The sequence below is a fragment of the Streptomyces sp. NPDC088553 genome (assembly GCF_044752965.1).
In the GTDB taxonomy this organism is placed as follows: Bacteria; Actinomycetota; Actinomycetes; order Streptomycetales; family Streptomycetaceae; genus Streptomyces.
Genome location: NZ_JBIVMG010000015.1, coordinates 123,119 through 136,286, shown reverse-complemented (window position 1 = coordinate 136,286; position 13,168 = coordinate 123,119). Strand labels below are relative to the sequence as shown.

Annotated in this window: 10 protein-coding genes and 1 tRNA gene; 8 read left to right on the top strand and 3 right to left on the bottom strand. The window is 72.4% G+C overall.

Annotated features, from left to right (window positions below):
• Positions 1–23 precede the first annotated feature (23 nt).
• Both ACIP8Z_RS35750 and ACIP8Z_RS35745 read right to left on the bottom strand, forming a co-directional pair.
• On the bottom strand, positions 24–1,553 hold the full coding sequence (locus ACIP8Z_RS35750; protein ID WP_402090858.1) for an MFS transporter: 1,530 nt from the start codon (positions 1,551–1,553) through the stop codon (positions 24–26).
• Positions 1,554–1,656: 103 nt separating this feature from the next.
• Positions 1,657–2,322, bottom strand: coding sequence for a TetR/AcrR family transcriptional regulator (locus ACIP8Z_RS35745; protein WP_402090856.1), 666 nt, complete (start codon positions 2,320–2,322; stop codon positions 1,657–1,659).
• Positions 2,323–2,737: 415 nt separating this feature from the next.
• Here ACIP8Z_RS35745 and ACIP8Z_RS35740 point away from each other — a divergent pair, with 415 nt between their 5' ends.
• Positions 2,738–4,009 (top strand): M6 family metalloprotease domain-containing protein, encoded by a 1,272-nt coding sequence (locus tag ACIP8Z_RS35740; RefSeq protein WP_402090854.1) that lies wholly within the window; start codon positions 2,738–2,740, stop codon positions 4,007–4,009.
• 6 nt (positions 4,010–4,015) lie between these two features.
• Here the strand turns inward: ACIP8Z_RS35740 and ACIP8Z_RS35735 are convergent, their stop codons facing one another.
• Positions 4,016–5,770: a class I adenylate-forming enzyme family protein gene (locus ACIP8Z_RS35735; RefSeq protein ID WP_402090852.1), complete on the bottom strand. Its 1,755-nt coding sequence runs from the start codon at positions 5,768–5,770 to the stop codon at positions 4,016–4,018.
• A gap of 278 nt (positions 5,771–6,048) precedes the next feature.
• Here ACIP8Z_RS35735 and ACIP8Z_RS35730 point away from each other — a divergent pair, with 278 nt between their 5' ends.
• The 7 genes from ACIP8Z_RS35730 to ACIP8Z_RS35700 all read left to right on the top strand — a co-directional run bounded on the left by ACIP8Z_RS35730 (position 6,049) and on the right by ACIP8Z_RS35700 (position 13,089).
• Entirely contained in the window at positions 6,049–6,588 is a 540-nt protein-coding gene (locus ACIP8Z_RS35730) for a hypothetical protein (protein WP_402090850.1), read from the top strand.
• Between the two features lie 110 nt (positions 6,589–6,698).
• Positions 6,699–7,535 carry a DUF4097 family beta strand repeat-containing protein gene (locus ACIP8Z_RS35725; protein ID WP_402090848.1) on the top strand — a complete coding sequence of 279 codons (837 nt, stop codon included), beginning with the start codon at positions 6,699–6,701 and terminating at the stop codon, positions 7,533–7,535.
• A 208-nt stretch (positions 7,536–7,743) separates the two neighbouring features.
• Positions 7,744–8,202, top strand: a complete 459-nt coding sequence (locus ACIP8Z_RS35720) for a hypothetical protein (protein ID WP_402090917.1) — start codon at positions 7,744–7,746, stop codon at positions 8,200–8,202.
• 181 nt (positions 8,203–8,383) lie between these two features.
• Complete coding sequence (locus ACIP8Z_RS35715) at positions 8,384–10,666, top strand: MMPL family transporter (protein WP_402090846.1); 2,283 nt, start codon at positions 8,384–8,386, stop codon at positions 10,664–10,666.
• 365 nt (positions 10,667–11,031) lie between these two features.
• Positions 11,032–12,078, top strand: a complete 1,047-nt coding sequence (locus ACIP8Z_RS35710) for an ATP-binding cassette domain-containing protein (protein ID WP_402090844.1) — start codon at positions 11,032–11,034, stop codon at positions 12,076–12,078.
• Positions 12,075–12,899, top strand: a complete 825-nt coding sequence (locus ACIP8Z_RS35705; RefSeq protein WP_319319374.1) for an ABC transporter permease — start codon at positions 12,075–12,077, stop codon at positions 12,897–12,899. Before ACIP8Z_RS35710 ends, ACIP8Z_RS35705 begins: the two co-directional genes overlap by 4 nt.
• Positions 12,900–13,016: 117 nt before the next feature.
• Positions 13,017–13,089, top strand: a tRNA-Arg gene (locus ACIP8Z_RS35700).
• Positions 13,090–13,168 lie beyond the last annotated feature (79 nt).

The window sequence follows — 13,168 nt, the reverse complement described above, 5'->3', positions numbered from 1 at the left end:
CGGACCCGGTCGGGATGACGGGATCAGTGCGCGATGACCGGCACCTTGATCTCGTCCTCCGCGCCCTCCCCGGAGCCGGCGACGACCCCGGTGTCCGGCTTCCCGGTGTTGATCAGGGTGAAGGCGATCACGGCCGAGGCGGCCAGGATGCCGACGGCCCACCAGATGGCCGCGGTGTAGCCCTCGACCATGCCCTGGAGCTGGAGCAGCTTCTGCGCGGCCGGAGTGGTCGCGCCCGCCGCGTTGTCCGTGAGGTACGCGGTGGTCGCCGAGGCGGCGATCGTGTTCAGCAGGGCCGTACCGATGGCGCCGCCGACCTGCTGCGAGGTGTTGACCATCGCGGAGGCCACACCGGCGTCCCGCGGGTCCACGCCGTGCGTGGCGAGCGACATGGCCGGCATGAACGCCGTGCCCATGCCGAGGCCGAGCAGCAGCTGCGCGGGCAGGATCAGGCCGGCGTACGAGGTGCCGATCTCCAGCTGGGTGAGCAGCAGCATGCCGACACCGGCGGTCAGGAAGCCCGGGGCCATGAGCAGCCGCGGCGGAACGCGGGTCATCAGCCGCGTACCGATCTGCGTCGAGCCGATGATCATGCCCGCGATCATCGGGAGGAACGCGAAGCCCGTCATGACCGGCGAGTAGCCCTTCACGACCTGCAGGTAGTAGGTCAGGAAGAGGAACAGGCCGAACATCGCGATGACCGCGAGACCCAGCGACAGGTAGACACCGCCGCGGTTGCGGTCGGTCAGGACGCGCAGCGGCAGCAGCGGGGACTTCACCTTCGCCTCGGTGAGCACGAAGGCGGCGAGCAGCACGGCGGAGCTGACGAACATGCCGATCGTGCCGGCGTCGCTCCAGCCCTCGGACTCGGCGCGGGTGAAGCCGTAGACGAGCGCGACCAGACCCAGGGTGGACAGGATCACGCCGGGGATGTCGAGCGTGGAGCGGTTGCGGCTGCCCGCGGGCTCCCGGATGACGAGGTACGCGCCGACGGCGGCGACGATCGCGAACGGGATGTTGACGAAGAAGGTCCAGCGCCAGTTCAGGTACTCGGTGAGGAAACCGCCGAGGATCAGGCCCACGGCGCCGCCACCACCGGCGATCGCGCCGTAGATGCCGAAGGCCTTCGCGCGCTCCTTGGCGTCGGTGAAGGTCACGGCGAGCAGCGAGAGCGCGGCGGGCGCGAGGAGCGCGCCGAAGGCGCCCTGGAGCGCGCGGGCACCGAGCATCATGGCCTCGCCGGTCGCGGCACCGCCGAGGGCGGAGGCGAGGGCGAAGCCGATCAGGCCGACGACGAAGGTGCGCTTACGGCCCCACAGGTCGGCGATGCGGCCGCCGAAGAGGAGCAGACCGCCGAAGGCGAGGGCATAGGCGGTGATGACCCATTGCCGGTTGCCGTCCGAGATTCCCAGGTCCTGCTGGGCGGAGGGCAGCGCGATGTTCACGATTGTCGCGTCGAGCACGACCATCAGCTGGGCGAGCGCGATGAAGACGAGTGCCTTCCACCGGCCCGGGTCGGGGTGGGTCACGGAGTTTTCGGGGACTTTCGGCATGGGGGTAGCCACCTCTTGGCGCGTACTGGTGAAAAAGGACGTAAAGGTAAGTCGGGTCACATGGGCCGGGGTCCCCGGAGGAGGACGCTCACGGCGAGGACGCTCACGACGAGCAGGTGTCGCGTCTCAGGTCCTCCAGGGTCGCGGCCTTCCCGGGCAGCTCGGAGCGCGCGGGCGCCTCCAGGCCGTCGAGGAACAGCAGCAGATGACGTCGGACGAACTGGTCGAAGGCCCCGCAGCCCGATCCGGGCAGCGGTCGGGTCAGCTGGGAGAGCGCCACCATCAGGTCCCCGACGCCCACGTCGGTGCGCAGCCGGCCGGCCCGCTGCGCCCGCTCCACGAGGCCCTGGACGGCTTCCTCCAGGCGGTCGCGCTCGGCGATCAGGTCGGGGTGGTCCTTGTCGAAGGCGCCGTCGAGCATCGGGCACAGGGCGCCGACGCGCTCGTCGGCGGCGCCGAGGGTGAACCGGCGGAGGGCGGCGAACGTGTCGCTCTCCTCCTCGGCGGCCCTTTCGGCGACCTCGGTGACGCGGGCCATGAGCGAGAGGACGACCTCGTGGACGAGGTCGGTGCGCTCGGGGAAGTTCCGGTAGAGCGTGGCGTTCCCGACGCCGGCCCGGCGCGCGATCTCGTCGTAGGGCACCTGGGAGCCGAACTCGACGAACATCTCGCGGGCCGCCGTCACGATCCGCTCGCGGTTGCGCAGGGCGTCCGCGCGGGCGCGGGGTGCGCGCCGGGCGGGCGCGGAGTCGGCGACGGTGCTGGTCACGCCACGACCTCCTCTGAGGGCTTCTCTGGAATGTCCGGGGATCCGGGGAGGGAGTCCCCACTTCGCTGAACACAGTCATAAACGGGGACCCAGTCCCCGGTTATTTCCCCGAAGGGATGTGACCTGAGTCACATCCCTCGTCGCGGGCCGGAACACCCGCGCCGGACCCGCGCCGGACTCCCGCCCACCCCCCGCTCGACCGTCGCCCGACCCCCGCTCGACCCCTGCTCGCCCCCCGGTCGATCACCACCGGACGCCAGGTCGGCGACGGCTCGGCCCCCGCCCCCGCGGTCCACCGATCGGGCCACCCGGCGCGCGCACCGGAACCACTCGTCACAGAGTGATCGCACGGCGCGGCCCCGCAGGTACCGGAAGGGGTCGTGCCGTGACCTGCCCCCACCGGAGAGGCGCCCGTATGCAGCACCCCCGACGACGGATACGCAGACCCGTCGCCATGGCCGCGACCACGGCGCTCTCCCTCACGCTGCTCGCCTCCGCGAGCACCACCCTCCCCGGGCCCGCCCCGGCCTCGGCGGGCCCCGTGGCAGCCGCGCCCGGCGGCGCCCAGCTGGGGCCCTGCCGTATCGCCACCGCACTGGGCGTGCAGATGTCGGAGGGGCTCCCCACGGCCCCCGGGTACGTGCGCTCCACGGGCCGGGTCAGGGCCCTGAACCTGATGATCGACTTTCCCGACGCCCCCGGCGACGGCACCGCGATGGGCCGCTTCCGCGAGTTCTTCCCGCAGACCGCCGAGTGGTTCCGCGTCAGCTCGTACGGGCGGCTGCACTACCAGGCCGAGGTCCCGATACCCGACTGGCTGCGCATGCCGAAGGCCTTCTCCGCGTACGGGATCGAGCGCGGCTCACCGTACGAACCGGGCTACCGCTCCCTCGTCGAGGACATCGTCAAGGCGGCCGACCCGAAGGTGGACTTCAGCGCGTTCGACCTGGTCAACATCCTGGTCACGCCGAACGCCGGGCCCTCCGCCCTCGACACCGTCCTGTCCGTGACCTTCTCCGGAAACGACGACGCCCCCTACGCGGACGGCGTGCCCCTGGCCAACACGTCCTTCGTCTACAGCCGTCAGGACGACGGCTCCGGCAGCTTCGGGGAGACCGGCTACCGGGTGCTGCCCCACGAGAACGGCCACGTCTTCGGCCTGCCCGACCTGTACACCTCGGACGGCGGCGGGACCGTCGGGCACTGGGACATCATGTCCGAGGACTGGGGCGCCAACAACGACCTGCTCGGCTGGCACAAGTGGAAGCTGGGCTGGCTCGACAACGACCAGATCGGCTGCGCGTCCGGCACCGGCACCGGCGACTACACGCTCACCCCGCTGGCGGTCGCCGGCGGCCCCAAACTCGCGTTCGTCCCGCTCTCCGACACCTCGGGGTACGCCGTCGAGGTCCGCAGCAAGGAGGGCAACGACGAGGCGGTCTGCGAGCACGGCGTCCTCGTCTACCGGGTGGAGTCCGACGTCGACACCGGCCACGGCCCGGTGACCGTCTCCGACAGCGAGCACGCGAGCGGCGGCTGCACGCGGCGCGCGAACGTCCACGCGGAGCTGTCGGACGCGCCGTACCGCCCCGGAGAAACGTTCACGGACCGGGCCAACGGCATACGGATCAGCGTGCTCGACGAGGACGAGAGCGGTACGTACCGGGTGCGGATCACCCGGAGCTGAGTCACCTCACGCGCCGCCGGCCGGGCCGCCCTGCCGGCCGACCCGCAGGCTGCCGCGCAACTCCCTCTTGAGGAGCTTCCCCGTCGGGTTCCGGGGCAGTTCCTCCTCGCGTACGAGGACATGGGCGGGCACCTTGAAGGCGGCGAGGCGCGCGCCCACGTGCGTGCGCAGCTCGTCGACGCCGACGGCGGCGCCGGGCCGCAGCCGGACGACGGCCGCGACCTCCTCGCCCAGGAGCGGGTGCGGCACGCCGAGGACGGCGGCGTCGACGACGTCCGGGTGCTGCTGCAGCACGTCCTCGACCTCGACGCAGTACACGTTCTCGCCACCCCGGACGACCATGTCGGTGAGCCGGTCGACGATGGTCACCCGCCCGTCCGCGTCCACGCGCGCGAGGTCCCCGGTCCGGAACCAGCCGTCCTCGGAGAAGGCGGCGCGGGTCGCCTCCTCGTCGCCCCAGTAGCCGCGGACGAGGGACTGCCCGCGCAGCCACAGCTCGCCGACGCCCTCGGCGTCGGGCCGGTCGATCCGCACCTCGGTGACGGGCGAGGGCCGGCCGACGCTGCCGGGGTGGGCGCGGTACTCGGCACCCACGTTGGACAGGACCCCGCCGCTGGTCTCGGTGAGCCCGTAGCCGTTGCGGGGTTCGAGCCGCTCCCCGTACCCGGCGGTGATCCCGTCGACGATGCCGGGCGGGGCGGCGGCGCCGCCGGTGCTGAGCAGGGTGAGGCTGTCGAGCGGGTCGCCGGTGGCGCGGGCGAGGCCGAGCAGCTGCAGGGCGGTGGTGGGGACGCCCGCGTAGTGGGTGACGCGGTGCTCCCGGATCAGTTCGAGGGCCCGGCCGGCGTCCCACTTCCGCATCATGACCAGGGTGCCGCCGGCCGCCATCACCCCGTAGAAGGAGGTGAACGCGGCCACGTGGAAGAACGGGAACGTGGTCAGCGACACGGGCAAGGGCCCCGTCCCGGGCACGTCCCCGCGCGCGAGGGCCGCGGCGGCGGCGAAGTACCGCGGGTTCATGGCGGCCCCGGCCTGCGCGAGGTGGGTGGCGACGGCGCCCTTGGGGCGCCCGGTGGTGCCGGAGGTGTAGATGATGGTGGCATCGTGCTCGGGCAGGACGTCGACGAGGGGCGGCCCGAGGTGCGGATCGGCGTCGGGGACGTACGGGACGAAGCCGGCGGCCGCTCCGGGAGCACCCTCCGCGCCCGCCGGATTCTCCCCGTCCGCCGGGCCCGCCGGGTCCGCCGCGTTCTCCCCGTCCGCCGGGTCCGCCGCGTTCTCCCCGTCCGCCGCGTTCTCCCCGTGGAAGACGATCCCGGGCACGTGGTTCCGGGCGGCCCACTCCCGTACCCGCCCGACCCGCTCCCCGTCGACGAGCAGCACCGCGGGAGAGCAGTCGTCGAGGGCGTACGTGAACTCGTCCTCGGTCCACCAGGCGTTGAGCGGTACGGCGACGAGCCCGGCGAGCTGGGCGGCCCAGAACGCGACCTGCCACTCGGGGTGGTTCCGCATGGCGACCACAGCCCGGTCCCCCGGTCGCAGCCCGTACTCCCCGACGAGCCGCCGCGCGAGCCCGCAGGCCGCGTCGAAGAACTCGCGGTAGGTCGTCCGCCCGTCCTCGGACACGAGGAACACCCGGTCGCCGTAGCCCCAGACGACCTCGACGAACTCCCGCAGCGTGCGGGGCCCGGAGGCGTACACCCCGCCCTCGACGGCGAAGGGAGCCCCGTCCGCAGTGAGCCGCTCGTCTCCACCTGTCACCGCCACCGCACAACCCCCTGAGCATCCGCCCGCCGTCCCAGCGCGGCGACGCTATGCGCACCCCCGAACCGGGTCAAGCCCGGCGGCCCGCCACGAAGCGCCGGGCCGGGAGCGGTGCGGCGGAGGGGGCGAGAGCCGCGAGGGCGGCAAGGGCGGCGAGGGCGGCGAGAACCGGTGGCGGCCATCGTGGCGCCAACCCGGCAACACTCTGGCACATCGTGGCGCACCATGGCGCCAGATAACTTGCAATGGCGCCACGATGGTGCCACTATTGCGTCATGGACCTCACCCCGTACGTGGACAATCTCCGCCACGAGCTCGGCGTGGCCGCCCAGGCGGGCGGCGACGAAGCCCGCGCCCTGGCGGACCGACTCACCGGACAGCTCGAATCGGCCGCCCGGCTGACCCTGCTCAACGCCCTGTCCGACGCGATGGACGAGATCACCCGCGACCTCGCGCCCGGCTCGGTCGATCTGCGGCTGCGCGGCCTGAACCCCGAGTTCGTGGTGACCCCGTCGCCGACCGCCGACCTCTTCGAGGAGACCGAGACCGCGCTGCCGGCCTCGCCGCCCCCGGTCACGACCCCCGTGGAGGGCGAGGACGGCGCCACCTCCCGCATCAACTTCCGCCCGCCGGCCCAGCTCAAGGTCCGGGTCGAGGAGGCCGCGAACCGCGAGGGTCTCTCCGTCAACGCCTGGCTCGTCCGGGCCGTGGCCGCGGCCCTCGAACCGGGCACCACGGCGGGCCGCACCACCCGCAAGGGGACGACGGGCGCGGGCCCCTCCGTCGGGCAGGGCTTCACCGGCTGGGTCCGCTAGCCGCCCGCCGCACGGGGCCCGCGCGCCGCACCGGGCCCGCACACCTCACTGCCGCACCGAGGCACGTCACCCCAGCACTTACCTCTCCTCAGTCAAAGGACGGCACAGCCATGCCTACGTTCGAAACCCCCGCGCCCCTCTCCGCCACCATCGAGATCGAGATCGGGCGGGCCCGGATCGTCGCGGGCAAGCGCACCGACACCGTCGTCGAGGTGACGCCGAGCGACCCCGGCGACAAGCTCGACGTGCAGGCCGCCGCCGAGACCAACGTGACCTGCACGGGTGGAAAGCTGCTGGTCAAGGGCCCCAAGAAGCGTTCGCTCTTCGGCAAGATCGGCGCGGTCGACGTGACCGTCGAACTGCCCGCGGGATCGGATCTGACCTGCAAGACGGGCCTCGGCGAGCTGATCGGCGAGGGCCTGTTCGGGAACTGCCGCCTCACCACCGCCGCCGGAGACATCCAGCTGGACGAGGCCGCGGCCGTACGGCTGAAGACCTCGCACGGCGACATCCTCGTCGACAGCACGACCGGCGAGACCGAGATCCAGGGCTCCGGCCGGGTGCGGATCGGCCGGATCGACGGATCGGCGACGATCCGGAACCTCAACGGCGAGACCACGGTCGGCGAGATCACCGGCGAGCTGCAGGTGAACTCGTCCAACGGGCCCATCGGCGTGGGCCGTACGGAGTCCTCGGTCACCGCCAGGACCGCCAGCGGCGCCATCCGCCTCGGCGAGGTCGTCCGAGGCCGGATCACGCTCGACTCCGCCGCCGGGGGCCTCGAAGTCGGCATCGCCGAGGGGACCGCGGCCTGGCTCGACGTACGGTCCACGGCCGGCCGCGTACGCAACGAACTCGGCGCGGCGGAAGGACCGGGCCAGTCCGAGGAGACGGTCGAGGTCCGCGGCCGCACGAGCGTCGGCGACATCGTCATCCGCCGCGCGTAGACGCCCGGGAGAACGACCGGGACCACGACCGGAGCGACAAACCGAGGGGGGGGACGGAAGCCCGATGGAACGCGGACCACAGACCAGCACCACCGGCGCTCCCGACACCACCGGCGCCATCGCCGGCACCACTGGCACCGCCGGCGCTCCCGGCGCTCTCGGCGCTCCCGGCGCTCCCGGCGCCCTGGCCTCCTTCGTTCGCTTCGTGATGTTCGGCGGTGGAGTCGGCCTCGCGTCCAGCGCGGCCGTCACCCTGCTCGCCGTCCTCCTGCCGTTCGCCCTCGCCAACGCGCTGGTCACCGTCGTCTCGACGATCCTCGCGACCGAGCTGCACGCCCGCTTCACCTTCGCGTCGGGGCTCCGGCCCTCCGCCCGGCGCGGCCCGCTGCGCTGCGGCCTCCGCCACCACCTGCAGTCCGCCGGAACGGCCGCCGCCGCCTTCGCCGTGACCACCCTCGCGATGCTCGTCCTGCACGCGATCGAGAGCACGCCCGGTCTCGCCGTCGAGCAGACCGTCTACCTCTCCGCCTCGGGCCTCGCCGGCATCGGCCGCTTCCTGGCACTGCGCCTGTACGTCTTCGCCACGGCCCGCAAGCGGCCCGTGCCGGTCACCCTCGACCTCCACCGGCCCCCGACGCGCCGCGAGTCGCTCACCACCGCCTCCTGACCCGACCGGAAGCGGCGGCGACCCCGCCCCGCGCGCCTCTCGCGCCCCGCCCCGCGCGCCTCTCGCGTTTCGCCCGCGCACCCACCCCGCTCCACCCCGCGCCGCCATGGCGCCATGTCGTGCTGCCCCACCGACCTCCGTACCCCCGCCCGACCGCCAACCACCCGACGGGAGCCCCACCGTGGCTACGTTCCTCTCCAAACTGGGCCGCCTCGCCTTTCGCCGCAAAGGGGTGACGCTGCTGCTCTGGCTGCTGGCCTTCGTCGGCACGGGCGTCGCCGCCTCCTCCGCGCCGACGCCGCCCGCCGACACGTTCTCGATGCCGGGCACCGAGTCGCAGGAGGCCTTCGACCTGCTGACCGAGAAGTTCCCCGACGCGAGCGTCGACGGCGCCACCGCCCGGGTCGTCGTCCGCGCCCCCGCGGGCACGAAGATCACGACACCCTCGACGCGCACCGAGGTCGAGCGTCTCGTCGCCGGGCTGGGGGCGTCCTCCCCACAGGTGGTGGGCGTCGCCGACCCGTACAAGACCCCCGCCGTCAGCATCAGCGAGGACGGGACGACCGCCTACACGGTGGTGACCTACAAGGTCCCGGCGGCGGAGGTCGACGACACGGCGCACGACGCCCTCGACGCGGCCACCGAGCAGGCCCGCGAGGCGGGTCTCACCGTCGAGGCCGGCGGCGACGCCGTGAAGATCGAGCAGGCCATGGGCGGCACCGGCGAGCAGATCGGCATCCTGGTCTCCGCGTTCGTCCTCGTCCTGACCTTCGGCTCGATGATCGCGGCCGGAATGCCGCTGATCACCGCACTGATCGGCGTCGGCATCGGCATCTCGGGCATCACCGCACTCGGCTCCACCTTCGGGCTCTCCGGCACCACGGGGACCCTCGCGATGATGATCGGCCTCGCGGTGGGCATCGACTACGCGCTGTTCATCGTGTCCCGTTTCCGCGCCGAACGGGCCGAGGGACGTACCCCCGAGGAGGCCGCGGGACGGGCCGTCGGCACCGCCGGCTCGGCCGTCGTCTTCGCCGGTCTCACCGTCATCGTCGCCCTCGCCGGGCTCGCCGTCGTGAACATCCCGATGCTCACCAAGATGGGCCTCGCCGCGGCCGGCACCGTCGCCGTCGCCGTGCTCGTCGCGATCACGCTGGTCCCCGCCCTCCTCGGCCTCGCGCCGGTCAAGGTGATGGCCCGCAAGGGCCGTCTGCGGTACGCCGTGAAGCCGCTGTCGGACCGTCAGCGGCGCAGGGCCGCCAAGCACGAGGCCCCGCTCGCCCGGAAGACGAAGCCCAACCTGGGCACCCGCTGGGCCCGTTACGTCCTGCGCCACCCCGTGGTCGTCCTGCTCGTCGGCGTGATCGGCCTCGGCACCATCGCCGTACCCGCCGCGAGCCTGGAGCTCGGTCTGCCGGGCGAGGGCCAGATGTCGACCCAGACGACCCAGCGCAAGGCGTACGACCTGCTCTCGGAGTCCTTCGGGCCCGGCTTCAACGGCCCCTTGACCGTCACGGTGCAGACCACGTCCGCCGACAGCACCAAGGCCGCGGGCGCAGGCGCCAAGGCCGCCGGCGACGAGATCGGCAAGGCCCTCGCGAAGACGCCCGGCGTGGCCTCCGTCTCGCCGGCCACCTCCAACACGGCGGGCGACACCGCGATCCTCACCGTCGTTCCCACCACCGGCCCGACCGAGAAGAGGACCGAGGAGCTGGTCCACGCACTCCGCGACACCGCCGACGGCCTGGAGCGGAGCACCGCGTCACGCATCCTCGTCACCGGCCAGACGGCCATGTTCATCGACTTCTCGCAGACCCTCGACGACGCGCTCCTGCCCTATCTGGCCCTGGTCGTGGGGCTCGCCTTCCTCCTCCTGATGGTGGTCTTCCGCTCCGTCCTGGTCCCGCTGAAGGCGGCCCTCGGATTCCTGCTCTCGGTGGCGGCGGCGCTCGGCGCGGTCGTGGCGGTCTTCCAGTGGGGCTGGCTGGCCGACGTCTTCGGCATCGACGCACCGGGCCCGATCATGAGCACGATGCCGATCTTCATGATCGGCGTGGTCTTCGGCCTCGCGATGGACTACGAGGTGTTCCTGGTCAGCCGGATGCGTGAGTCGTACGCCCACGGTGCCCGCCCGGGCGAGGCGGTCGTCGACGGCTTCCGGTACGGCGGCCGGGTGGTCGGCGCGGCCGCGGTCATCATGATGAGCGTGTTCTCCGGCTTCATCGTGGAGGACAACGACTTCGTGAAGATGATCGGCTTCGCCCTGGCGATCGCGGTCCTCTTCGACGCCTTCGTGGTCCGGATGGCGATCGTGCCGGCGCTCTTCGCCCTGCTCGGCAGGTCCGCCTGGTGGCTGCCGACGTGGCTGGACCGGATCCTGCCCCGGGTGGACGTGGAGGGCGAGAAGCTCGCCGCGACGCGGCCGGCGCCCCGCTCGCCGCGGGAGAGCACCCCGGTCGGCTGAGCGCCTCGTAGATCCGCCCCGTAGATCCGCCCCCGTAGACCCGACAACTGGCGCCCCATGGCACCGGCCCGCACAGGCCGGCGCCATGGGGCGCCTTTTCGCCGCCACGAACCGGGCCCGACAAAAACGCAGGTCAGAGCAGTGCGGCGCCACGTGGCGACACAGGAACGCAGATGTGGCGCCACAATGACTCGACATGGCGCCATGCCTGTGCCACGATGATGGCGCAAGCACGGCACGGAATGGCGCCAAACAAACGCCACTCCGGCCGGGCGAGACATCGAGCCCCACCGCCCAGCCCAGCTCGGCCCCCGCCTCATCCGCCCCGCCCCGCCCCGCCCCCAGAAGAGAAAGGCCCGCAGACCATGAGCACCACGAACCACCCCACGCACACGGCCACCGCAGCGGCCACCGCGCCCACCGGCACGCGTCCCACGGCGATCTCCGCGACCGGCCTGCGCAAGTCGTACGGCGACAAGGTGGTGCTCGACGGCATCGACCTGCGGATCCCCGAGGGCACCATCTTCGCCCTGCTCGGCCCCAACGGCGCCGGCAAGACGACGACGGTCGAGATCCTCTCCACCCTGATCACCGCCGACGGGGGCGAGGCCCGGATCGCGGGCCACGACGTGAAGGCCGACGCCGGCTCCGTACGCACCCTGATCGGCGTCACCGGCCAGTTCGCCGCCGTCGACGGGCTGCTGACCGCCGAGGAGAACCTGCTCCTCATGGCCGACCTCTACCACCTGAGCCGCAGCGAGGGCCGCCGCCGCACCGCCGAGCTCCTGGAGCGGTTCGACCTGACCGAGGCGGCCCGCAAGAACGTCGCCACCTTCTCCGGCGGCATGCGCCGCAAGCTGGACCTGGCGATGACGCTGGTCGGCCGGCCGCGGATCATCTTCCTCGACGAGCCGACCACCGGCCTCGACCCGCGCAGCCGCCGCGACATGTGGGAGCTGATCCGGGACCTGGTCACGGAGCAGGGCGTGACGATCTTCCTCACCACGCAGTACCTGGAGGAGGCCGACCACCTCGCCGACCGCATCGCGGTCCTCGACCACGGCAAGCTCGTCGCCGAAGGCACGGCGGAGGAGCTGAAGCGGCTGATCCCCGGCGGCCACGTACGCGTCCAGTTCGCCGACGAGACCCACCTCGCCACGGCCGCCGCCGTCTTCGGCATCGCGACCCGGGACGACGAGGCGCTCGCGCTGCAGATCCCCAGCGACGGCTCGGTCACCAACCTCCGCGCCATCCTCGACGCCCTGGACAGCTCCGGGGTCCGGGCGGAGTCGCTCACCGTGCACACCCCCGACCTCGACGACGTCTTCCTCACCCTCACCGGCAAGCAGAACGCCCCCACCGTCCCCGGCCCGTCCACCGCCACCACCACTCAGAAGGAGTCGAACCGATGAGCACCGCGACCCTCGCCCCGGCCACGCCGGCCACGCCCACCCGCTCGTACGCCCTGCGCGACTCCCTGACGATGCTGCGCCGCAACATCAAGCACATGCAGCGCTACCCGTCGATGACGATCTCGATCCTCGTCATGCCGCTCCTGATGCTGCTGCTCTTCGTGTACGTCTTCGGCGGCGCGCTCGGCGCCGGCATCGGGGCGGGCGGCGACCGCGGCGACTACATCAACTACCTGGTGCCCGGCATCATCCTGATGGCCGCGACCTCGGGCGCCGTGGCGACCGCCGTGTCGGTCTGCACCGACATGACCGAAGGCATCGTCAACCGGTTCCGCACGATGTCGATCTCCCGCGGCTCCATCCTCACGGGCCACGTCATGGGCAGCGTCCTCCAGGTCGCCGCAGTCCTGGTCCTGGTCACCGGCGTCTCCCTGGCCATCGGCTTCAGGCCCGACGCCTCGGTCGTCGAGTGGGCGGCCGCCGCGGGCCTGCTCCTCTTCCTCGCCTTCGGCATGGCCTGGCTGTCCGCCGCGATGGGCATGGGCGCCAAGACCGTCGAGTCCGCCAGCAACGCCCCGCTGCCGCTGACCTTCCTGCCCTTCCTCGGCAGCGCGGTCGTCCCCCCGGAGTCCATGCCGACGGCCCTGCGCTGGTTCGCCGAGTACCAGCCCTTCACCCCGATCAACGAGACCCTGCGCGGCCTCCTGCTCGGCACGGACATCGGCAACGCCGGCTGGATCGCCCTGGCCTGGTGCACCGCCCTCGCCGCCCTCGGCTACTTCTGGTCCCGCGCGGTCTTCAACCGCGAGGTCACCCGCTGACCCCACCGGCCGACCACAAGGAGGAGGGCGGCCCCCGGAACGATCCCGGGGCCGCCCTCCACAACACCCCATCACCTCAGCACACCCCCACGCCCGTCCGCTACGCTGTCTCCGTCCGCCTTCGTAGCTCAGGGGATAGAGCACCGCTCTCCTAAAGCGGGTGTCGCAGGTTCGAATCCTGCCGGGGGCACAGACGAGAAGACCATCCGGTGACGTCGCCGGGTGGTCTTCGTCGTGTCAGCCGCGCGAGTCCGTGTTCCGTAGTCGAT

Bases quoted from the DNA above. Each gene is read 5' to 3' on its own strand.
- ACIP8Z_RS35750 (WP_402090858.1), bottom strand. From the start codon at position 1,553: ATGCCGAAAGTCCCCGAAAACTCCGTGACCCACCCCGACCCGGGCCGG.
- ACIP8Z_RS35740 (WP_402090854.1), top strand. From the start codon at position 2,738: ATGCAGCACCCCCGACGACGGATACGCAGACCCGTCGCCATGGCCGCG.
- ACIP8Z_RS35730 (WP_402090850.1), top strand. From the start codon at position 6,049: ATGGACCTCACCCCGTACGTGGACAATCTCCGCCACGAGCTCGGCGTG.
- ACIP8Z_RS35725 (WP_402090848.1), top strand. From the start codon at position 6,699: ATGCCTACGTTCGAAACCCCCGCGCCCCTCTCCGCCACCATCGAGATC.
- ACIP8Z_RS35720 (WP_402090917.1), top strand. From the start codon at position 7,744: ATGTTCGGCGGTGGAGTCGGCCTCGCGTCCAGCGCGGCCGTCACCCTG.
- ACIP8Z_RS35710 (WP_402090844.1), top strand. From the start codon at position 11,032: ATGAGCACCACGAACCACCCCACGCACACGGCCACCGCAGCGGCCACC.
- ACIP8Z_RS35705 (WP_319319374.1), top strand. From the start codon at position 12,075: ATGAGCACCGCGACCCTCGCCCCGGCCACGCCGGCCACGCCCACCCGC.